Source organism: Dysgonomonas gadei ATCC BAA-286, from assembly GCF_000213555.1.
In the GTDB taxonomy this organism is placed as follows: domain Bacteria; phylum Bacteroidota; class Bacteroidia; order Bacteroidales; family Dysgonomonadaceae; genus Dysgonomonas; species Dysgonomonas gadei.
Genome location: NZ_GL891979.1, coordinates 188,815 through 210,362 on the forward strand (window position 1 = coordinate 188,815; position 21,548 = coordinate 210,362).

The following is a 21,548-nucleotide window of genomic DNA, read 5'->3' on the forward strand; positions in this document are numbered from 1 at the left end:
GAATGAATAAATTAGATAATAAAACTAACAAGTTAAATATTTGTATATGAAAAAATTATTAGTAGGATGCTTTTGCTTATTAGCTTTAGCTTCATGTAACGTAAAAAATTCGGATGAATATAAGGCTTTACAAGCCCAACGGGACTCCTTGTTGCAGGTTAGTGCTCAGGGAAACACTGAACTGGCTGAAATGAACAGCCTGATAAACGATGTAGAGGAAAATTTCAGACAGATAAGGGAAGCCGAGAAATATCTGACTATAGAATCCAAATCGAAAGGTGAAATGTCGAATGACACTAAAACCCGTGTCAGAGACAATTTTGAAATGATAAATGAAATTCTGAAAAAGAATAAAGCGGATATAGATAAGTTGAATCAACGTCTGAAAGGTAATTCGGGACAGATGTCAGGTCTGAAATCAACTATCGAACGTCTGAATGCGGAGTTGACCGAAAGAGCAAATACAATATCTGAATTGCAGTCGTCTCTTGCCACTCGTGACGCTCAGATTGCTTCATTACAGACTGATGTGAAGTCATTGACGGAAAATGTTGATAACTTATCTACTCAGACAGCTGAACAAGCATCTAAAATCAAGGAACAAGATAAGGAGCTGAATACTGCTTATTATATGTTCGGTACTTCAAAAGAACTGAAAGAGGCTAAAGTTGTAACAGGAGGCTTCCTTGCATCAAACAAAATCCTGAACGAAGGTATTGAAAAAAGCAAGTTTATAAAGGTCGATATACGTGATACTAAAAGTATACCTGTATATGACAAGAAAGCTAAACTTTTGTCAGACCATCCGAAAGACAGCTATACACTGGATAAAGATGCAAGCGGTAAAGTGGTTATAAAAGTAACTGACTATAAGAGATTCTGGAGCCTGACTAAATTCTTGGTTGTTGAGGTAGGTTAATATCAGAATTCAATAAATAAACATTGAGTCGGTACTTTAGTTAGTATCGGCTTTTTGTTTTTTAGGGGGATATATTTATCTATATAATTAGGGCCGATAGCCGTTAGCTTATAGTTCTTTGAAAGAATTAATTAGTAAATTAACATGTTAGCAAATGAGTAAAAAGTGTAACTTTTGTTACCTTTTAACAAGTAATGAGTTTTGGGTAATAAGTACTAAGTTGAGGAAATTGTATTACTGTTTACTGTAAAGACTGTTACCTTTGTTACCTTTTAATTATACATAGTTAATTAGTGTGAAAATCGCGAAATAAAAACAATGAAAATTCTGTAAGAAGTGTCAGGTTTTAACTAAACGTAGTTAATAAACGTAAATAAGGTGATAAGTGATGAGTTAGACTTTGCATCTTTGCGAGAGAAACTTTTTAAGGAAGAGATGCTTCGTTCCGCTCAACATGACAGAATATGAAGGTTCTCAAAAAGCTAACGGCTAAAAGCTATCAGCTAATAGCTAAAAAACTGTTACTTATGTTACTTTTTAACTATATATAGTTAAAGAAGGTGAAAAATATGAGTGTGATAAATAATGAAATTCTTCATTTTTCATTTTTCATTCTTAATTGCTTTTTGTGTTACCTTTGCTTCATGAAAACGATTCTCACAACTTTTAACGCTAAGTATATCCATACTTCATTAGCTCTTCGTTGGCTTTATGTAGCTAATAAAGACCGCTTTGATATTTCATTCAAAGAATATACCATTAAAGAGCAAGTGGGAAAGGTTGCGAGAGAACTATTAGATAGCGACAGTGATGTGATAGGTATAAGTGTATATATTTGGAATGTGGAGCAGACGAGAGAATTGATTTCGTTATTGAAAGCAGAAAAGCCGGAGCTAATTATTATTCTGGGAGGGCCGGAAGTGATGTACGAACCGGACTTTTTCCTTCACAACTGGAATATCGACTATGTGATAGGAGGTGAGGGAGAATTTGTTCTGGGTGAATTATTAACTGCTATCGAGGCAGGATATGCTGCAGAAATAAAGGGGGTGTCGTCCCGTGACCATATCAGCAAAGTAATTGTGCAGGCCGATCTGGAAAAACTTGCGTCTTTGCCTTCACCATACATGCTGGAAGAAGACAGGGAAGATATGAAAAACAGGATGGTGTATTTCGAAACATCGCGTGGATGCCCTTATCAGTGCCAGTATTGCCTATCGTCGCTTGAAAAAGGTGTACGCTATTATCCTAAAGAATATATATTGGAGAGTCTGGGGTACATGATAGATAACGGCGCTAAACAAATCAAGTTTCTCGACCGCACTTTCAATCTGAATAAGGAACATACACATACTGTGTTCGATTTTCTGATTAAGAATTATCGTCCGAAACTTAGTTGCCAGTTTGAGGTATATGCCGATTTACTAAAAGATGAAACGATTGATTATCTGAATACTAATCTGTCAAAAGAATTCTTCCGTTTCGAAATCGGTATTCAGTCCACATATGAGCCTACGAATATTGCTGTAAGGCGCAGACAGGACTTTCCCCTATTGGCACGTAATGTAAAGAAAATAATGGATGGAGGTAAAATAGATCTGCATCTCGACCTGATAGCCGGACTGCCTTATGAAACATTGGAGCGTTTTATAAAGTCGTTCAATGATGTATTTTCATTGGGGGCAAAGGAGGTACAACTCGGCTTTCTGAAAATGCTGCGGGGAACAAATCTGAGAAAGCAGGCTGCTCAATATGGCTATAAGTATGATGAGCAGGCTCCTTACGAAATAGAGTGCAACGCGGATATCTCCAGCCAGGAACTGGATCGTATACATGAAGCGGAGCACGCCTTGGAGAAGTTCTGGAACAGCGGAAGGTTTCCCCGTACGATGAATGAGTTGTTCGGGATTTATTATCAGGGTCGTTACTTTGAATTATTCGACGAAATAGGACAATATTACAAGGTGCAGAATCTACCTCACCGTGGCTATCAGTTGGAGGACTTATTCCGTTATCTGCACAATTTCCTGTTATCGAAAGATATCGACTTGTTCGAATGTTTGCGGACAGACTACTATAGTAATTTTACCCGCAGGCCACAAGGCTTTTGGGCGGATGTGATGGATAAGAAACAGCGGAAGCAATTGTTGTATCAGATAGGGCAGGACAGGGGCTTCCTGTCGAAGTACAGTCTGAACCGTAAGATTATAGAAAAGCAGACGGCGATTGATTATATATCGGACAATGAATACAGGCTTACTGTATTTATTGATAATAAGCGTTTGTCGATACCCTATTCTGTGTAAGTCGAGCAATGAAAAAAGCAACTCCTTTGAGGAATTGCTTTGTGTATGAATGAGATATCGGGCTATTTGCCAAATAAACCGCCCAATGTACCTAAGATACCTCCACCTTGTTTACCTGTAACCGATTCTACCAGAGATTCTAAACTGAATGAGTCATTCGAGTCGTTATGTTTTTTAGAAATCAGTCCCATAATAGCCGGGATAACAGTGGATGCAATACTATTGGCCACAGCGGGACTTAATCCTACCTTCTCGCTCAATGCAGATACTACGGAAGACTGTAGGCCTGAAGTCAGATTACTATTGCTAGCTGAGCCTCCGCTAAATATTCCGAGAATGTTAGATAAGTTGTCAGGGGTTAATTGGTCTTTTAGTCCGTTTACAACTGCAGAGGTAGTGGTTTCCACGGCAGCTTCTTTTTTGTCGGCAGGCACACCTGCGTTGTTTGTGATGGCTCCCAGAGCCTGATCTTTTACAAGATCTATAATTCCATCCAGCATGATTGTGAATATTATGTTTGTTATATCAATCTAACATTCTGGTGGACAAATTGTTTTAGGTTTAATAGTTGTTTAAGTTAAAAGATAAGATGTAACTGAGGCTGTTTATCAAATATTTACTAATTTGGTAGATAATTAGATCAGGTAGTTACATTAACTATTAAGAATAAAGCACTTTATATACATATTAATCTTATTATTTATGACTGGATGCACAAGTGTACCCTCAGAAAAAGAGAATGTTAACGATGTAATTATAGCTTTGGAAAAACATGCTTTAGAACTGTGGAATAATGGAGACCCTGATGGGTTTATTGAGTTATCTTCTGATGATGTAGTTTATTTCGACCCTGCTTTTACAAATAAATTTGAGGGCAAGAAGGCTCTCGAAGAATATTATAATACCATCAGGGGAAAGATTAAAATAGACGTGTATAAAATGATCGATCCGACTGTACAGGTATCGGTAGATACTGCCGTCTTGACATATGATTATGAAGCGCATAGAGATGGTCAGGTGTTCAGAATGCATTGCACGGAAGTCTATAAGTCAGATTCGTCTGATCAGTGGAAAATTATACATACTCATTGGTCTTTTGCTCAGCCCTTGTAAGTAGCGGATCAGCCCTCTTTCAATATCCTGTAATATGCAGGCCAATTATTATAGAGTGCCTCCATCGAAGGCAATACAATGTCAGCTCCTGCGTCAGCCAATACTTTGTCGGGCATTGGGCCAGTATTGACGGCAATCGTGAAAATTCCCGCAGCTACAGCAGCTTCTACGCCGCGGGGTGCATTTTCAATGACTACGGCCTGGTTCGGATTTAGTGCGCCGCCTTTTTTCAATCCCATCAGGTAGGGTTCAGGGTGCGGCTTACCGTGCTTAACGTCGAAGGCAGTAACCATCTTGTCTTTAGCAAATAGTCCGGGAAAGTTGTGTTCCAGTTTATTGATAAGCGTAGGCTGTCCCGATCCGGTGACAAGGACAGGTGTAAGTCCCTCTTCATTTACTTCCTTTACAAAGTCGTAGGCAAAAGGAATTAGCGCCCCGTCATTGTATTTAGTGAAGAGTTCAGTTTTACGTTTATATATGGTCTCTGTTTCTTGTTTGGTAGCGTCTCTTCCTTTTTCCCTGTTCATCAGGTGATTGATGGTTTTGCTGCCTACCATGCCTTCATACAGGTAAAACTCTTCGGGAGTACTGAGGATATCGAATTCGTCCATGGTCTCCTTCCACGATTTGGCATGCCATTTCATGGAGTCGTAAAGAACGCCGTCCATGTCGAATAGAACGGCTTTAAAATCGAAACGCGTATAATTATGTTTGTTGAGATAGTCTTTAAATGGAGTAATCATTATGAAATATAGAATTAATTATCTATACAAAGATAAGACAATATTTTTGATAGTACCGTAATGTATAAATGTCACAAAATATCAAAAAAGGAATCTTTTTATTTGTATTTCCGAAAAAATGGAATAACTTTGTCAATCGAAAAATGAAACTTATGTCGATGCATAGTAATATTATTATTAGTTCACTCATTATCCTCTGGAGAAATTTAGGGTGAGCATTGCTATGTAGAAAATAATATAAAGAAAAAACAGGGCCTTTCTCACTCTTCAGTAGATGAGAAAGGCTTTTTTTATGTAAAACAAACAGTATACTAAATCAATTAGAAAAGTTATGGACAAGTTATTTATTTTTGATACCACATTGAGAGATGGAGAGCAAGTACCGGGTTGCCAGTTGAATACTATCGAGAAAATCGAAGTAGCCAGAGCCCTCGAATCGCTCGGTGTTGATGTTATCGAAGCTGGATTTCCCGTATCCAGCCCAGGTGATTTCAATTCGGTAGTGGAAATATCTAAAGCCGTAACCTGGCCTACTATATGTGCTCTGACACGTGCCGTGGAAAAGGATATTGAAGTAGCAGCCGAAGCATTGAAGTATGCTAAGAAAAAACGAATACATACAGGTATCGGTACATCAGAATACCATATTAAATATAAATTTAATTCTACTCAGGATGAGATACTTCAACGTGCAGCGGCATGTGTGAAATATGCAAAACGTTTTGTAGAAGACGTGGAGTTTTATGCTGAAGATGCGGGACGTACCGATAATGCTTATTTGGCAAGAGTAGTGCAGGCGGTGGTGAATGCAGGAGCTACAGTTGTCAATATACCAGATACAACGGGTTACTGTCTGCCTACTGAATATGGGGCAAAAATCAAATACCTGATAGATCATGTGGATATGAAAAATGCAATCCTGTCTACACATTGCCATCAGGATTTAGGCATGGCTACTGCCAATTCCATCATGGGGGTGCTTAATGGAGCGCGTCAGGTAGAGGTGACAATCAATGGTATCGGAGAACGTGCCGGAAATACTTCACTTGAAGAAGTAGTGATGGCTATCAGAAGCCATAAGGAATTGAATATTGAGACGAATATCAATACTCAGAAGATATACCCTATAAGCCGTCTTGTTTCCAATCTGATGAATATGCCGGTACAGCCTAATAAGGCTATCGTGGGCAGAAATGCTTTCGCCCATTCATCGGGTATACATCAGGATGGAGTATTGAAAAATCTCTCTACATATGAAATTATTGATCCTAAAGATGTAGGTATCGATGATAATGCGATCGTACTTACTGCCCGCAGCGGACGTGCAGCATTGAAAAATAGACTGAATTTGCTGGGTATAGAAGTCGATGACGATCAATTGGCAGAAATGTATCAACGCTTTTTGGACTTAGCTGACCGGAAAAAAGATATAACAGATGAAGACGTACTGATCTTGGCAGGGAAAGAAACGGATAAAATGCGACGCATCAAACTGGATTACCTGCAAGTATTATCCGGTCTTGGAGTGCGTAACGTAGCCAATGTAGGTTTGGATATCGCAGGAGAAAAATTTGAAGCATCTGCTTCAGGTAACGGGCCTGTAGATGCAGCGATCAAGGCTATTAAGCAAATAATCCGCCGTCAGACTGTAATTGAGGAATTCCTTATACAGGCCATAAACCGTGGAAGTGATGATATCGGTAAAGTACATATGCAGGTGGAACACGAAGGTGTGAACTATTACGGTTTCTCGGCAAATACTGATATTGTGGCAGCTTCGGCAGAAGCCTTTATCAATGCTGTAAATAAATTTGTAAAATAAGCAATGCAGGTAGAGACCAAGAAATACCAATATATAGACAGCCTGAGGGGGATAGCCATATTATTGGTTATACTTGTGCATGTACAGTTTATAGAAGGTATTACTCCCTCTATCTCTTATTTTTCACCGACGGCTTTCCAGTTTATGGCGAACGGACATCTGGGGGTAAATTTGTTTTTTGTCGTAAGCGCATTCACATTGATGATGTCTCATCAGAGACGGCAATATGAAGAACATACAAACCGGAATTTTTTCATACGCAGGTTCTTTCGTATAGCTCCCATGTATTATTTGGCGATAGTCTATTTTACTTTTGCGTATTTTATAGGTTTTGATTTTGTAAATATAGATTGGGGCGATATACCCAAAAAAGAATTGATACTAAACCTGTTGTTTATAAATGGCTTTTTTCCGGAATATATTCATCACTATGTACCGGGAGGATGGTCGATAACTGTGGAATTTACTTTTTATGCAATATTTCCATTTTTGTTTGCCAAACTCAAGAACATTAATCAGTTTGTAATATTCACATTGGTAACTTTGTTGATTTCTACGATTGCAAACTTTTTATTACGAGGTACGAGTGCAGATATAAATAATTTTCTGGGGTATTATATTATAGCGCAATTACCTGTATTCTCATTAGGAATGTTGGCATACCAGCTGATTGCAGATAAGGAAGCGATAATGAAAATAAAGCTATCGTCTTTATCTTTACTGGCTGTAACAATATTGATATATTGCTATACGTCCATATCTTATGATTTTTTGTATAGCATTGTGTTCTTTCTATTACTGATTATATTATCTGTAAAGGCGTATAAATTATTTTCGAATAAGATACTGGCGAGTATAGGGAAAGTGAGTTTTAGTCTTTATTTGGTGCATTTTGCTATGATGACAGTCTTTAATATGTTTGGCTGTTTCAAATGGGTGGAAGGAAGAATAACAGATAGCTTATCAGCTTGTCTTTATTTTATTTTAGGCTATATATGCCTGTTTGCTGTGAGTTTTATAATATCCAATATTACATATAGATTAATCGAAGTTCCGGGGCAAAATCTGGGACGAAAACTAATTAAAAAATTAGATCAACAAAAATAGAATTTTAAGCATGAAAACTTTATTCGACAAAATCTGGGATGCGCATGTCGTATCTTCTGTAGAAAACGGGCCAACACAGCTGTATATCGACCGTCACTTCTGTCACGAAGTGACAAGTCCTCAAGCTTTCAATGGATTGCGTGCGAGAGGATTATCTGTGTTTCGTCCTGATAAAACAACTATAACAGCCGACCATAATACGCCGACTATCGATCAGGATAAGCCTGTAAAAGATCCTATATCTAAGAATCAGCTGGATACACTTTCTAAAAATGCAAAGGAATTCGGTATAGATATGTACTACCCTTTGGGACACCAGAAAAATGGTGTTGTACACATTATTGGTCCTGAAAACGGATTTACTCAACCGGGTATGACCATAGTTTGCGGAGATAGCCATACATCTACTCACGGCGCTTTCGGTGCTATCGCTTTCGGTATAGGAACCAGTGAAGTGGAAATGGTATTGGCCTCACAATGCGTATTGCAATCGCGCCCTAAAACAATGCGTATCACGTTCAACGGTAAACTTGGAGAAGGTGTTACTGCAAAAGACTTAGCTCTTTATATGATTTCGAAACTTACAACTGGTGGCGCCACCGGATATTTTGTAGAATATGCAGGAGAGGCCATTCGTAATATGTCGATGGAAGAGCGTATGACGCTGTGTAACCTGAGTATAGAAATGGGGGCGCGTGGCGGACTTGTTGCTCCGGATGAAACTACATTTGCCTATGTGGAAGGCCGTGAATTTGCTCCTAAGGGCGAAGAATGGAACAAAGCACTTGCTTATTGGAAAACATTGAAGACCGATGAAGGTGCAAAATTTGATAAAGAACTGACTTACGATGCTGCCGATATCAAACCGATGATTACATATGGCACAAATCCGGGTATGGGTATGGGAATAAATGAAACAATCCCTACATTGGATGATATAGATGAAGCAGGTCGTATATCTTTCCAGAAATCGATGGATTATATGGGATTCAAACCGGGAGAGAAGGTTGAAGGTAAAACTATTGATTATGTATTTCTCGGTAGTTGTACAAATGGACGTATCGAAGACTTCCGTGCATTTGCCAACTTTGTAAAAGGTAAGAAAAAAGCAGATAATGTTATCGCATGGCTTGTTCCGGGTAGTCATAAAGTTGCCGATCAGATTAAAGCTGAAGGATTGGATACGATACTTACAGATGCTGGTTTCCAACTTCGTCAACCGGGTTGCTCTGCATGTCTTGCTATGAATGATGATAAAGTTCCGGCGGGTAAATATGCAGTATCTACATCGAACCGTAACTTTGAGGGTCGTCAGGGACCGGGTGCGCGTACTATTTTGGCAGGGCCACTCGTAGCTGCAGCAGCGGCTATTACCGGTAAAATTACTGATCCACGTTCAATCTGATTTTACGCTTTTTTGTCATACTGAGAGTAACGAAGCATTTCTTGTTTATAAAAAGAGATTCTTCACTTCGTTCAGAATGACAAGGAGGAAAAAGCTTTATATAACATTCACTTGAATAAAAAGAAAAATGGAAAAATTTCAAACACTTACATCAACATACGTTCCACTACCGATCGAAAATGTGGACACAGACCAGATTATACCTGCACGCTTCCTGAAAGCGACAGACAAGGAGGGATTTGGTAATAACCTGTTTGCAGACTGGCGTTATAACAAAGACGGAAGTCCGAAAGCTGATTTTGTTCTAAACAATCCTACTTATAGCGGACAAATCCTTGTTGCCGGAAAGAATTTTGGTAGTGGATCCAGCCGTGAACATGCGGCATGGGCAGTAGCAGGATATGGTTTCAGAGCGGTAGTATCGAGCTTCTTTGCCGATATTTTCAGAAATAATTCATTGAATAACGGTGTGCTTCCGGTAGTGGTTACACCTGAGTTTCTGGCAGAAATATTCGCAAGTGTAAATGCAGACCCGAAAGCCACTTTGACGATTGATCTGGAAAATCAAACAATAACAAATAATGCAACCGGAAAATTGGAGAGTTTTGAGATCAATCCTTACAAAAAGGAATGTTTGCTCAAAGGGCTGGATGATATAGACTATTTGCTCTCTAAAAAAGAGATGACTGAGGAATACGAGAAAGAGCATACGCTCTAATGAATTAATTAACTAATAAGCTAATATGCGGATTATTTCATTGGCATATCGGCACATTCTCAAATTGACACATTATTATAATGATAGAAATAATGGATACTACCCTGAGAGACGGGGAACAGACATCTACTGTGTCGTTCTCTGCTCAGGAAAAGATGAGTATAGCACATTTGCTTCTTGTCGATCTGGGGGTTAATCGTATTGAAGTGGCCTCAGCACGGGTTTCGAATGGAGAATTTGAAACAGTGAAGAAGATTGCTTCATGGGCAAGAGCAACCGGGCATATAGATAAAATTGAAATATTAGGTTTTATAGATAAAGGTGCATCTCTCAACTGGATAAAAGACACGGGCTGCCGTACTATAAATCTTTTGACAAAGGGGTCGTACAAGCATGTAACCGAGCAATTGAGAAAAACTCCGGAACAACATCTGGAAGATATCAGATACGAAGTCGAGCTTGCTGAGAAGATGGGTATAACCGTTAATGTTTATCTGGAAGACTGGTCGAACGGGATAATGAATTCCGAAGATTACGTGTATTTTATGATGGACGGAATGAAAGATTTACCGATCAGGCGTTTTATGCTACCCGATACCTTAGGTGTTCTTAATCCGCATAGCGTATGGCGTTGTTGCCGCCGGATGATAAACCGTTATCCGAATCTGCATTTCGATTTTCATGCTCATAATGACTATGATTTAGCTGTAGCTAATACAATGGTGGCGGCCGAGGTAGGAGTAAAAGGAGTGCATGTGACGATGAACGGATTGGGTGAACGTGCCGGAAATGCATCTTTATCCAGTGTGATCGCTGTATTCCATGACCAGTTGAAATTGGAAACTTCTATAAAAGAGGATAAGCTGAATAAGGTAAGCCGTGTAGTGGAAAGTTATTCAGGAATAAATATCGCTGCCAATCAGCCGATTGTAGGCGACAATGTGTTCACACAGTGTGCCGGAATACACGCTGATGGCGATAATAAGAATAACCTTTATTATAATGATCTGTTCCCGGAACGTTTCGGTCGTGTACGGGAATATGCATTAGGTAAATTGTCAGGAAAATCCAATATTCGTAAAAATATCGAGGCTCTCGGTATAGAACTCGATGAGGAGGATATGATGAAGGTTACCAACCGTGTTATCGAACTGGGGGATAAGAAAGAGATCATTACTCAGGACGACCTCCCATATATTATTTCCGATGTATTGAAAAATAATGAGAAAGAAAAACGGATAAAAATACTTTCCTTTGCATTTCTTCTCACCAAAGGTTTGCGTCCTACGGCTACAGTGCGTATCGAAATCGACGGACAGGAGCATGAATGGACTGCACCCGGAGACGGTCAGTATCATGCGTTCTCAAAGGCCTTGTGGAAGATATATTCACGCCTGAATAAGCCTACTCCTACGCTGACTAACTATGCAGTATATATTCCGCCGGGTGGACGTACCGATGCATTGGTGCAAACAGTAATTACCTGGGAATTTAATGGAAAGAGCTTTAAGACCAGGGGGCTCGATGCCGACCAGACCGAGGCGGCAGTTAAGGCTACCGAGAAGATGCTGAATATGATAGAGGAGATGTAAAGAAAGTCTATTGTAGCAGATATCTTTGAATAAAATAAGGATTGAATTATTAAGATGTTGAACAGGATAAAAGGTAAATTGAATAATCAATTGATAGGGGCTTTTGCTTATCTCCTATCTGTCCATATCCTGTTTCTTATTATTTTCAGTTTGTTCAGGTTTCTCTCTTTTTTGCAGAATAAGGTATATTTGGAAAGTATCGATGACTCTTTGAGGACAACATATACTGTGGCTATATTTACTAAAGGGCTACGTTTCGATAATGTGATAACGTGCTACATAATGGTTGTGCCTTTAATTATACTTTCCGTACTCGCATTATTCAATAAATTTAATAAAAGTGTACTCAGGGTCGCAAATGTATACTTTATTATTTTCGGAATTATTGTCTTTGCCATTTCTGCCGCAGATATTCCATATCTTCAATATTTTAACAAGCATATTGGATTTTCTGTTTTTAATTGGCTGGGATATTCGGTCGAAACTTATGGAATGATTGTAGAAGATAATTCTTTATTCGCTTATTTATTGATTTACCTGTTTGTAGTTGGACTCTTTACCTTTTTTGTTGTTAAGATAGGACAATGTATGCTGAGACGGTTTAGAACGAATATGGATAAACGGGAATTTAAGATTTGGATACCTATTCTATTTTGCATTTTATCAGTTTGTCTTCTTGGCGCAAGGGGATTAATACATAAACGATTGGTTTTGGCCGATTCATACTTTTGCAATCAGCTTATGCTTTGTCAGATGGTTGTAAATCCTGTATTTTATTTATTGAATACTCCGGTGTCAGCACAGTCGATGAGCCTGGAGGATGAATATGTTTCTTTAGAGTTGATAAATGAAGAGTTGGGATTTAAAGCTGTTGACAAAAACTATTATAAGAAGGATATTATGACTTGCGATACAGTAACACATCCCAATGTTGTGATAGTATTAGTCGAATCATTTTCGTCTGATTATCTGAATGATTCTGTTGGAGGTAAACTTTTAATGCCGTATCTGAATGATCTTAAAGATAAATCCTATTATTTCGAAAATATTTATTCTCAGGGGACTCATACCAATCAGGGTATAATTTCTACATTGTACGGATTCCCTGCTATATTTGATGTTGTGATGTCTATGAAAGCACCTATCGAACTAAATCATGTAAGTTACGACGATGAAAGGTATAAGAATACGAGAAGAGCAGTTCCGGTTTATCACGGTTTACCAAATGACTTGAAGAAGTCTGGTTATAAAAATCTGTTTTTTGTAACAAATAGTCTGGCTTTTGATAATCTGGATTATTTTCTTCCTTTAAATGGATTCGATGAATGTTTTGGTGTGAAAGATTATCCGCCATTGGCACAAGTAGGTATATGGGGAGTTTCTGATAAATACCTGTTTGATTATTCGTTGTCTAAAATGGATTCTGTGTATAAAGAAGGAATACCTTTTTATGCTAATGTGTTGACTATAAGTAATCATCCTCCTTACGCATTGCCGGAAGAATTTCTGAAAAATGAGGCGTCAGAAGATGAGGCCGCCATGGCTTATACAGATTATTGTATAGAATGGTTTATTACAGAGGCTTCGGATAAAGATTGGTATGATAATACTATCTTTGTATTTCTGGGTGATCATGGACGCGTGAGAGAGCCGGAATATGATATACCGTTATCATTAATTCATATCCCATTGATTATTTACTCACCGCTATTTGAAAACGAGGCGAAAATTGTGTCGGATTTGGGAGGACAAATTGATGTTTATGCCACTCTGATGGGATTAATGCATAAAGAACCGGCATATAATACCTTCGGAATTGATCTCTTAAAAGACAAGCGCCCTTATATATACTTTACGTCGGATGATAAACTGGGCTGTTTGGGGAATGATTATTATTATATAAATGATTTATCTTCGGACAGGGAGTTATTATATGAACTTTCAGATAAATCCATAAGCAATAAAATAGAACATAATAAAGCTCTTGCCGACAGTATGAAAAGATACTCGGGTTCGATGATAGAAGGAGCAAAGCATATATTTAAAAATTACCTAAAGTAAAACATATGAAAACGAGTATGAATTGTAAAATTGGCAGAGCCAATAACAATGCACAAAAGACAATGATAATTTTGTCATGCGAGTTTCCATACATCCTTAAAAACAAAATTATCGTATGAAATTAAACATTGCAGTACTTCCCGGCGACGGGATCGGACCCGAAATTATCGGGCAGGCTTTGAGAGTGACAGAAGCCATTTGTGAAAAATTCGGACATGAGCTTAGTTATGAATATGGCGTTGTTGGAGCAACTGCTATTGACCAGGTTGGCAACCCTTATCCGGATGGAACACATGAGTTGTGTATGTCGTCCGATGCTGTACTCTTCGGAGCTATAGGCGACCCTAAATATGACAATAACCCTTCAGCTAAAGTACGTCCCGAACAAGGCTTACTGGCTATGCGCAAGAAACTGGGATTATATGCAAATATTCGTCCTGTATCTACTTTTCCTTCTTTGATACACAAATCCCCATTACGTGCCGACCTGGTAGACGGAGCCGATTTTATGTGTATCCGTGAACTTACAGGAGGCCTTTATTTTGGTCGTCCGCAAGGCCGTAGCGAGGATGGGGATACAGCATACGATACTTGTGTATATACACGCGAGGAAGTAGAACGCATACTGCACCTTTCTTACAAATACGCTCGTATGCGCCGCAAGAAAGTGACTGTAGTAGACAAGGCGAATGTACTTTGTACTTCCCGCTTGTGGAGACAGGTTGCGCAGGAAATAGAAAAGCAATATCCGGATGTGGAAACCGAGTATATGTTTGTAGACAATGCAGCTATGCAGATAATTCAATGGCCAAAACGCTTCGATGTACTTGTAACCGAAAACCTTTTCGGGGATATCCTTACCGATGAGGCTTCTGTTATTACAGGCTCGTTGGGAATGTTGCCATCGGCTTCTATCGGTATTCATACATCTGTATTCGAGCCTATACATGGGTCGTATCCGCAGGCAGCAGGTAAAAATATCGCCAATCCATTGGCTACAATATTATCGGCAGCGCTGATGTTTGAATATGCTTTCGATTTGCATGAAGAAGGCGCACTTATCCGTCAGGCTGTGGCTGCTTCGATGGATGCGGGTGTTGTTACTGAGGATATAGCTTCTAAAGACGGAGTAAAACATTCTACATCAGAAGTTGGTGACTGGATTGTAGATTATGTGAAGAAGTAAATCCTATATCAGGTTATATGAAGAAGGCACCGGGATACCGATGCCTTCTTTGTTATGTTATGCTTTACGACACAGAGGCACAGGTTTAAGCCATGTCAGAATTCTCCATATCCATTCTACCGGACCATAGTAGAAGCGTTTTATCCACCAGTTGCTATAAAATATCTGGAATGCACAGACAGCTAATCCGGCAAGAGCGCATTGAAGGAAACTGCATGATACAGCCATATTCAGTCCGAAACCGTAGAATATGAAGACTCCCATGAGTGATTGCATCATATAATTGGTAACGCTCATACGCCCGACAGGAGCTAATCTTTCCAGTGCATTTTTACCCGCAACAGTCTTATAATAGAGCAAAGTAAATCCACAGATATAAATTGTCATCATACCCAGATTGGCATAGGTTGTGAACAACCCCTTTCCTACAGTTAACGCATAATCCTTGACTCCAAAAAATGGAAGAAGTAGTACAATAGCATAAAAGAATACAAACCACAGGAGGGCATATGGTAATACTTTCTTACTATACTTCATCATCTTTTCTTCACTTTTATGGATTCCGTAACGCCCAATCAACATGCCGATAATAAACAGCCCTGCAAGTTGCAGATAACGGTAAACATCTATAAACCACATCATTTTTGCTGTTTGTCCTTCCACAGCGTTGAACCGTATCATATCCCAGAACGAGCCATTGATAAACATATCTGCGCTTTTTTCGAATAGTTCGTTCATGCGGATATTGAATGCATCGGGGGTATTGGGTACATTGTTACTCATCAGGGAAACGAATTGTATAACCTGCGGTATCTGCAAAAATAAAAGGATAGCGATGCCCGCCAGCCATTTTGTTGGTACTTTGTATAGAGGGATGAGTATTAGCCCTAAAGTGGCATATATGATGAAAAATTCGCCCATATATATCAACCCGTTGATATATCCCAGTGCAAATAGTATCAGTAGTCGCCATACAAATCTTAGCCGGAAGTCATTGCCTTTCTCTGCCTGAGAATCCATTTGCATAAAGAAGCTCAAACCGAACAAAAGGGAAAATATAGCATAAGATTTTCCCTGAAACAAAAAGTGGATGATGTCGTCTACAGCTGTGTCTATCCATTGCCAGAATGGAGAATCAAGTACAGATGTATATGTGAGGTCGAAATGCTCCATACTGTGCAGTAGCATTATGCCCATCAGGGCGAAACCTCTCAAGGCGTCAATGGAACTGATACGTTTCTTTGGGGTAATAGCAATGTTTTGTTTCATGGTGTACTAGTTTATGTTGCAAATATAGAGTTAGAGTATTTCAATACCCTGTATATTTTGAGCATAAAAGGCAAAAATTCGGTCATTCTTACTTTAGAGTACATTCTGTAAGTATCCTAAAAGCAGGAATACAGCTAAATGCGAACCTAAAAAAGGACGATTCTTAACTGAATAAATATTTATTAGTCTAACTTATTTTTTATACTTTTGGGATTCAATGATTGAAAAATGAAATTTGATAAAATATACAATAACCTCCTTGTCTGGAAAGCCAAGAATGTCAAGGAAAAACAATTGGTCATTTTCGTAAGTTTCCTTATTGGGATATTTACGGCATTGGCGGCATATATACTGAAAAGCCTCATACACCTGATACAACATGTTCTTACATCTCAATTTGTGACTGAAGGAGCTAATTATATATATCTGATAACTCCTGCTGTAGGTATCCTCATCGCCGGCTTATTTGTGAAATACGTTGTACGGGATGATATCAGCCACGGGGTAACAAAAATATTGTATGCTATCTCGCAACGCAAAAGTTTTATCAAACTTCATAATGTTTATACTTCCATTATAGCCAGTTCCATTACTATCGGATTCGGAGGATCGGTAGGAGCGGAGGCACCTATTGTGCTTACCGGGTCAGCTATCGGGTCCAATCTCGGGCGGTTGTTTAAGGTAGAACAAAGATACCTGATGCTACTTATCGGTTGTGGTGCGGCAGGTGCCATTGCGGGTATTTTCAAGGCTCCTATTGCCGGACTGGTATTTGTGGTGGAAGTACTATTGCTCGACCTTACTACTTTTACCGTATTGCCGCTTCTGGTAACGTCTGTGACTGCTGCTACACTATCATATCTGACAATGGGAACCAAGGCTATGTTCAGCTATGCGCATACCGATGTGTTTATTCTGGAACGTATACCCATGGTTATCCTGCTTGGTATATTCTGTGGTGTGGTATCGCTCTATTTTACCCGTGCGATGAACTGGATAGAAGATATATTCCGGAAACTTAGCTATTGGCAAAAATACGGACTCGGTGCAACTGTGCTGAGTATACTTATATTCCTTATGCCTCCGCTTTATGGAGAAGGTTATGATACGATAAATGCATTGATCAGCGGCAACAGGGAATATGGAGCATTACTCGACAACAGTTTGTTCTTCCAGTTTAAAGATTTTCGCTGGACAATAATTCTTTTTCTAGGTGGGGTCTTATTAATGAAAGTGTTTGCTTCCAGCTCTACAAACGGTGCCGGAGGTACGGGGGGGATATTTGCTCCGTCGCTGTTTCTCGGTTGTATCGCCGGATTTATATTTGCGTATGCAGCGAATCATTCTGAGTTTAGCCAATATCTGCCCTTATTACCGGAAGAAAATTTTGCTCTGATGGGGATGGCCGGAGTAATGGCCGGAGTGATGCATGCGCCATTGACAGGAACATTTTTGATTGCAGAATTGACAGGTGGATATGAGCTGCTCTTACCTCTAATGATAGTCTCAATCTGTTCTTATGCTTTTATCAAGATATTTGAACCACACAGTATTTATTCGATGCGTCTGGCCAAAAAGGGAGAATTACTCACCCACCATAAAGATAAAGCCGTATTGACTCTGATGAATATCAATCGCCTGATAGAAACTAACTTTCAAACTGTACACCCGGATATGACATTGGGTGAGATGGTAAAAGTGATATCCAGTTCGTCACGTAATGTATTTCCTGTGGTGGACGACAGAAACCGTTTTTTAGGGATTGTACTGATAGACAATATAAGGAACATAATGTTCCGTCCCGAATTATATAACCGCTTCAAAATTTCGCGTGTTATGACTTCTCCTCCTGCTATTATTGTAGTAGGTATGACAATGGAACGTATAATGAAGCTATTTGATGAAACTAAGGCGTGGAACCTGCCTGTGGTAGATGAAAATGATGTCTATCTCGGATTTATTTCCAAATCGAATATACTGGACGTTTACAGGGAGGTACTGGTAGATAACTTTGCTGAAGATTAAGAACCTGTTTCAATTTTACCAAAATATTTTATTATAGTTCTTTTTTGTTCATTTTACTTGCTTTTTAATCAAAATTATGAAAAGATAAAAAATATGTGTTCCATACTTTTTTATCTTTGCGAAATAATAAACCTATTAACAGTAAGTATTTATGAAAATCTTTATCGGTATATTATCTGCTGTTATAATTCTTACGGGAGCCACCCTTACCGTATTGGCCCTGTGGGATATCCAGCCTATTTCGCTAAGTATAATTCTACGTTCGGGGGCAACTATTGCTATTGTGTGTGTTACTTTTTTTGTACTATGGCTTATACGTGTCCTGTTTTTCAAGAAAGATTTATTTAACAGTAATAAAGGGAAATAAGATTGCGAACCCATCTATCACTTTGGATGGTAGAAGTGGATTGATAAGTTATGCCCAATAATATATCATAAAAATCCTATCTGTTATTTTAAATCCTGTCCGGTAAATCAAGGATAAAAGAATATAATATTATTCCCGCTAAGATACTAAGCGCAAAGGATAACTTTGTGTTTCCGTGCCTTTGCGGGAGATTTGTTTTTTAGCTACTTTTGTTGAGAAGAAATCAAAATCACAAATGAATAAAAAAGACTTACGAATCGTTTTCATGGGTACTCCCGATTTTGCTGTGGAAAGCCTGCGGGTTCTTGTCGAAAACGGATATAATGTAGTGGGTGTAATCACTATGCCCGATAAGCCCGGAGGACGGGGACACAAGATACAATATTCGGCGGTAAAGAGATATGCCCTTGAGCATGATTTGCCTTTACTTCAACCTGAAAAGCTGAAAGATGAAGTTTTTCTGAACGATCTGAAGGCTTGGAATGCCGATCTGCAAATTGTGGTGGCTTTCCGTATGCTTCCCGAAGTGGTCTGGGATATGCCGCGTATGGGTACTTTCAACTTGCATGGTTCGCTACTTCCGCAATACCGGGGTGCTGCACCTATCAACTGGGCGATTATCAACGGCGAAAAGGAAACCGGAGTAACTACCTTCTTTCTCACACACGAAATAGATACAGGTAAGATAATCCTTAGCCAAAAGCTGAAAATAGGGGAGGAGGATAATGCAGGTAAAATCCATGATGAGTTGATGCAGATTGGAGCACAACTGGTTCGCCGTACTGTAGACCTGATATTGGAAGATAAAGTAGATGCAGTGGCACAAGAGCAGTTATTTGTAGACGAAAAGGAACTTAAAGCAGCCCCGAAGATATTCAAAGAAACTTGCCGGATAGACTGGAATAAACCTGTGAATGAAATATATAACCTTATACGCGGATTGTCGCCTTATCCTGCCGCATGGACAGAGTTGCACGAGGAAGGAAAAGAAGTGCAGGCGGTGAAAATATATGCAGCGGACAAGATATATAAGGGGAAGTCCTATCCAATAGGCTATATCCATATAGATATGATAGAGAATGAAGATATTGATTTCGAAAAAGGATATATGTATGTAGGTTGTGTTGATGGCTATATCAAAATCAAAGAGTTACAGTGGCCGGGAAGGAAAGCAATGACAACTGACGAATTTTTAAGAGGATATAAAGATAAATTGGGGAAAAGTCCTCGTTTTATATAATATCTTTATCTATACTGAGAGTTGAAAATAGAGAAGTGAAGAATGGGAAAGTTTTGAACTCTTGAAATATTCGTAATTAGGGATAAGCTAATTGATAACTGAAAAATGTGTAACTTTTGTTACCTTTTAACAATATAAAAACAATGCAGAAAGTTATAAAATCAAATAACCTCAATAAAGATTTATCACATATCCTTAGCCAACTGGCTTTTGATAAGCTGTTTATCCTGACAGACGAAAACACGGAAAGGCTATGCTATCCACTGGTGAAGGATAATGAGCAGGTGACACGGGCGGGCAAGATAATAATAAAGGCAGGAGACAATAATAAGAATATAGAGTCCCTGTCGTCGATATGGAAATATCTTTCAGAGAACGGAGCAACACGCCACTCACTGCTTATCAATCTGGGAGGAGGTATGCTCACCGACATAGGCGGATTTGCAGCGGCAAGTTTCAAACGCGGCATAAAGTGCATTAATATACCTACCACCTTGCTCGGAGCTGTGGATGCAGCAGTAGGAGGAAAGACCGGAATCAACTTCAATGGGTTGAAAAACGAAATAGGAGCTTTTGCTCCCGCCGAGACGGTTTTAATCGACTCTGTGTTTTTCCGTAGCCTCGACCATCAGAATTTCTTGTCGGGCTATGCCGAAATGGTTAAACACGGACTTATTGACAGTGATAAGGAATGGAAAGCGACTTTGTCTTTCGATACCGAAGAAATAGATTATGAAAAACTGAAACAGTTGGTTGTTGATTCGGTTGCAGTAAAGGAACGTATTGTTGAAGTAGACCCTTTCGAAAAAGGCATCCGTAAGGCGCTGAATCTGGGGCATACCATCGGCCATGCATTTGAGAGTCTTTCTTATGAAATCGGCAGGCCTGTGCAGCACGGCTACGCTGTCGCGTGGGGTATTGTCTGTGAATTATATTTATCGCAGAAACAGTGTGGTTTTCCTAAAGATAAGTTGTATAAGACCGTCTATTTTATAAAGGATAACTATGAGGGGTTCTTTTTAGACTGTGATCATTACGAGCAATTATACGAATATATGAAGCATGACAAGAAGAACGAATCGGATACTGTGAATTTCACCTTCCTGTCGGATGTGGGTAAAATAGAAATCAACCGGACCGCAACTAAAGAAGATATATTCGATTCGATTGATTTCTTAAGGGAAAGCGTGGGGCTTTGATTATCAAAGGATGACAGGTAATACTTCGATCCAGTAATCATCCGGGTCGTTGATGAAGTACAGCCCCATATTATGATTTTCGTAGCAGACGCATCCCATTTCGCGATGGAATTCCCGCACCTGGTCGTAATCTCCTTCTACACGAATGCATAGGTGACTTTCGTTGTCTCCCAGTTCGTATGGTTGAGGATGGTCTCTAAGCCATGTCAGTTCGAGCGAGAACGAGTTGAAGTTGTCGCCCAGATATACAAGTATGAATGAACCGTCACCGGCCTCCTTACGTTTTATTTCCTTTAGTCCGAGAGCTTTATGGTAAAAAGCTATACTCTTGTCGAGGTCGGTTACATTGATGTTGAAATGGTCAAATCTTCCTTTTATTTCCATAATGGTCTTGTTTTGATGATGAACTACAAAAATAAGCAATAGATAGAATTTAATGACATATTATCGGATTATAACTTATTTTTGCTGTTTCT

Annotated in this window: 18 protein-coding genes; 14 read left to right on the plus strand and 4 right to left on the minus strand. The window is 39.1% G+C overall.

Annotation, left to right across the window (positions count from 1 at the left end):
• Positions 1–46: 46 nt before the first annotated feature.
• Both HMPREF9455_RS00750 and HMPREF9455_RS00755 read left to right on the plus strand, forming a co-directional pair.
• The gene (locus HMPREF9455_RS00750) at positions 47–919 is read left to right on the plus strand and encodes a Cbp1 family collagen-binding glycoprotein adhesin (RefSeq protein ID WP_006797645.1); all 873 of its coding nucleotides are present in this window, start codon (positions 47–49) and stop codon (positions 917–919) included.
• 644 nt (positions 920–1,563) lie between these two features.
• Positions 1,564–3,225, plus strand: a complete 1,662-nt coding sequence (locus tag HMPREF9455_RS00755) for a B12-binding domain-containing radical SAM protein (RefSeq protein WP_044215291.1) — start codon at positions 1,564–1,566, stop codon at positions 3,223–3,225.
• Between the two features lie 62 nt (positions 3,226–3,287).
• Here the strand turns inward: HMPREF9455_RS00755 and HMPREF9455_RS00760 are convergent, their stop codons facing one another.
• Entirely contained in the window at positions 3,288–3,725 is a 438-nt protein-coding gene (locus HMPREF9455_RS00760; RefSeq protein ID WP_006797647.1) for a DUF937 domain-containing protein, read from the minus strand.
• 202 nt (positions 3,726–3,927) lie between these two features.
• Between HMPREF9455_RS00760 and HMPREF9455_RS00765 the strand changes: the two genes are divergently transcribed.
• Positions 3,928–4,338: a YybH family protein gene (locus HMPREF9455_RS00765; RefSeq protein ID WP_006797648.1), complete on the plus strand. Its 411-nt coding sequence runs from the start codon at positions 3,928–3,930 to the stop codon at positions 4,336–4,338.
• Positions 4,339–4,346: 8 nt separating this feature from the next.
• Here HMPREF9455_RS00765 and HMPREF9455_RS00770 read toward each other — a convergent pair whose 3' ends face one another.
• The gene (locus HMPREF9455_RS00770; protein ID WP_006797649.1) at positions 4,347–5,081 is read right to left on the minus strand and encodes an inorganic diphosphatase; all 735 of its coding nucleotides are present in this window, start codon (positions 5,079–5,081) and stop codon (positions 4,347–4,349) included.
• 331 nt (positions 5,082–5,412) lie between these two features.
• Here HMPREF9455_RS00770 and HMPREF9455_RS00775 point away from each other — a divergent pair, with 331 nt between their 5' ends.
• The 7 genes from HMPREF9455_RS00775 to leuB all read left to right on the plus strand — a co-directional run bounded on the left by HMPREF9455_RS00775 (position 5,413) and on the right by leuB (position 14,972).
• Positions 5,413–6,903 (plus strand): 2-isopropylmalate synthase, encoded by a 1,491-nt coding sequence (locus HMPREF9455_RS00775; protein ID WP_006797650.1) that lies wholly within the window; start codon positions 5,413–5,415, stop codon positions 6,901–6,903.
• A gap of 3 nt (positions 6,904–6,906) precedes the next feature.
• Positions 6,907–8,010 carry an acyltransferase family protein gene (locus tag HMPREF9455_RS00780; RefSeq protein WP_006797651.1) on the plus strand — a complete coding sequence of 368 codons (1,104 nt, stop codon included), beginning with the start codon at positions 6,907–6,909 and terminating at the stop codon, positions 8,008–8,010.
• 10 nt (positions 8,011–8,020) lie between these two features.
• Positions 8,021–9,415, plus strand: a complete 1,395-nt coding sequence (gene leuC, locus HMPREF9455_RS00785; protein ID WP_006797652.1) for a 3-isopropylmalate dehydratase large subunit — start codon at positions 8,021–8,023, stop codon at positions 9,413–9,415.
• A gap of 127 nt (positions 9,416–9,542) precedes the next feature.
• A complete protein-coding gene (gene leuD, locus HMPREF9455_RS00790) occupies positions 9,543–10,133 on the plus strand; it encodes a 3-isopropylmalate dehydratase small subunit (RefSeq protein WP_006797653.1) in 591 nt (196 codons plus the stop codon).
• Between the two features lie 80 nt (positions 10,134–10,213).
• Complete coding sequence (locus tag HMPREF9455_RS00795; RefSeq protein WP_044215292.1) at positions 10,214–11,725, plus strand: alpha-isopropylmalate synthase regulatory domain-containing protein; 1,512 nt, start codon at positions 10,214–10,216, stop codon at positions 11,723–11,725.
• Between the two features lie 54 nt (positions 11,726–11,779).
• A complete protein-coding gene (locus tag HMPREF9455_RS00800) occupies positions 11,780–13,786 on the plus strand; it encodes an LTA synthase family protein (RefSeq protein ID WP_006797655.1) in 2,007 nt (668 codons plus the stop codon).
• A 115-nt stretch (positions 13,787–13,901) separates the two neighbouring features.
• The gene (gene leuB, locus HMPREF9455_RS00805) at positions 13,902–14,972 is read left to right on the plus strand and encodes a 3-isopropylmalate dehydrogenase (RefSeq protein ID WP_006797656.1); all 1,071 of its coding nucleotides are present in this window, start codon (positions 13,902–13,904) and stop codon (positions 14,970–14,972) included.
• 57 nt (positions 14,973–15,029) lie between these two features.
• On the opposite strand, the gene HMPREF9455_RS00810 is transcribed toward leuB, so the two are convergent.
• Positions 15,030–16,241, minus strand: coding sequence for a DUF418 domain-containing protein (locus tag HMPREF9455_RS00810; protein WP_006797657.1), 1,212 nt, complete (start codon positions 16,239–16,241; stop codon positions 15,030–15,032).
• A gap of 228 nt (positions 16,242–16,469) precedes the next feature.
• Here HMPREF9455_RS00810 and HMPREF9455_RS00815 point away from each other — a divergent pair, with 228 nt between their 5' ends.
• The 4 genes from HMPREF9455_RS00815 to aroB all read left to right on the plus strand — a co-directional run bounded on the left by HMPREF9455_RS00815 (position 16,470) and on the right by aroB (position 21,072).
• On the plus strand, positions 16,470–18,266 hold the full coding sequence (locus HMPREF9455_RS00815; RefSeq protein WP_006797658.1) for a chloride channel protein: 1,797 nt from the start codon (positions 16,470–16,472) through the stop codon (positions 18,264–18,266).
• 151 nt (positions 18,267–18,417) lie between these two features.
• A complete protein-coding gene (locus tag HMPREF9455_RS00820; RefSeq protein ID WP_006797659.1) occupies positions 18,418–18,633 on the plus strand; it encodes a hypothetical protein in 216 nt (71 codons plus the stop codon).
• A gap of 235 nt (positions 18,634–18,868) precedes the next feature.
• Positions 18,869–19,873 carry a methionyl-tRNA formyltransferase gene (gene fmt / locus HMPREF9455_RS00825; protein WP_006797660.1) on the plus strand — a complete coding sequence of 335 codons (1,005 nt, stop codon included), beginning with the start codon at positions 18,869–18,871 and terminating at the stop codon, positions 19,871–19,873.
• Between the two features lie 143 nt (positions 19,874–20,016).
• On the plus strand, positions 20,017–21,072 hold the full coding sequence (gene aroB, locus HMPREF9455_RS00830) for a 3-dehydroquinate synthase (RefSeq protein ID WP_044215293.1): 1,056 nt from the start codon (positions 20,017–20,019) through the stop codon (positions 21,070–21,072).
• A gap of 3 nt (positions 21,073–21,075) precedes the next feature.
• On the opposite strand, the gene HMPREF9455_RS00835 is transcribed toward aroB, so the two are convergent.
• Positions 21,076–21,456, minus strand: a complete 381-nt coding sequence (locus HMPREF9455_RS00835; protein ID WP_044215294.1) for a VOC family protein — start codon at positions 21,454–21,456, stop codon at positions 21,076–21,078.
• Between the last annotated feature and the right edge of the window lie 92 nt (positions 21,457–21,548).

What these genes read in the sequence shown, in the direction of transcription:
- HMPREF9455_RS00750 (WP_006797645.1), top strand. Translation starts at nt 47, where the DNA reads ATGAAAAAATTATTAGTAGGATGCTTTTGCTTATTAGCTTTAGCTTCA.
- HMPREF9455_RS00755 (WP_044215291.1), top strand. Translation starts at nt 1,564, where the DNA reads ATGAAAACGATTCTCACAACTTTTAACGCTAAGTATATCCATACTTCA.
- HMPREF9455_RS00760 (WP_006797647.1), bottom strand. Translation starts at nt 3,725, where the DNA reads ATGCTGGATGGAATTATAGATCTTGTAAAAGATCAGGCTCTGGGAGCC.
- HMPREF9455_RS00765 (WP_006797648.1), top strand. Translation starts at nt 3,928, where the DNA reads ATGACTGGATGCACAAGTGTACCCTCAGAAAAAGAGAATGTTAACGAT.
- HMPREF9455_RS00770 (WP_006797649.1), bottom strand. Translation starts at nt 5,081, where the DNA reads ATGATTACTCCATTTAAAGACTATCTCAACAAACATAATTATACGCGT.
- HMPREF9455_RS00775 (WP_006797650.1), top strand. Translation starts at nt 5,413, where the DNA reads ATGGACAAGTTATTTATTTTTGATACCACATTGAGAGATGGAGAGCAA.
- HMPREF9455_RS00780 (WP_006797651.1), top strand. Translation starts at nt 6,907, where the DNA reads ATGCAGGTAGAGACCAAGAAATACCAATATATAGACAGCCTGAGGGGG.
- leuC (WP_006797652.1), top strand. Translation starts at nt 8,021, where the DNA reads ATGAAAACTTTATTCGACAAAATCTGGGATGCGCATGTCGTATCTTCT.
- leuD (WP_006797653.1), top strand. Translation starts at nt 9,543, where the DNA reads ATGGAAAAATTTCAAACACTTACATCAACATACGTTCCACTACCGATC.
- HMPREF9455_RS00795 (WP_044215292.1), top strand. Translation starts at nt 10,214, where the DNA reads ATGATAGAAATAATGGATACTACCCTGAGAGACGGGGAACAGACATCT.
- HMPREF9455_RS00800 (WP_006797655.1), top strand. Translation starts at nt 11,780, where the DNA reads ATGTTGAACAGGATAAAAGGTAAATTGAATAATCAATTGATAGGGGCT.
- leuB (WP_006797656.1), top strand. Translation starts at nt 13,902, where the DNA reads ATGAAATTAAACATTGCAGTACTTCCCGGCGACGGGATCGGACCCGAA.
- HMPREF9455_RS00810 (WP_006797657.1), bottom strand. Translation starts at nt 16,241, where the DNA reads ATGAAACAAAACATTGCTATTACCCCAAAGAAACGTATCAGTTCCATT.
- HMPREF9455_RS00815 (WP_006797658.1), top strand. Translation starts at nt 16,470, where the DNA reads ATGAAATTTGATAAAATATACAATAACCTCCTTGTCTGGAAAGCCAAG.
- HMPREF9455_RS00820 (WP_006797659.1), top strand. Translation starts at nt 18,418, where the DNA reads ATGAAAATCTTTATCGGTATATTATCTGCTGTTATAATTCTTACGGGA.
- fmt (WP_006797660.1), top strand. Translation starts at nt 18,869, where the DNA reads ATGAATAAAAAAGACTTACGAATCGTTTTCATGGGTACTCCCGATTTT.
- aroB (WP_044215293.1), top strand. Translation starts at nt 20,017, where the DNA reads ATGCAGAAAGTTATAAAATCAAATAACCTCAATAAAGATTTATCACAT.
- HMPREF9455_RS00835 (WP_044215294.1), bottom strand. Translation starts at nt 21,456, where the DNA reads ATGGAAATAAAAGGAAGATTTGACCATTTCAACATCAATGTAACCGAC.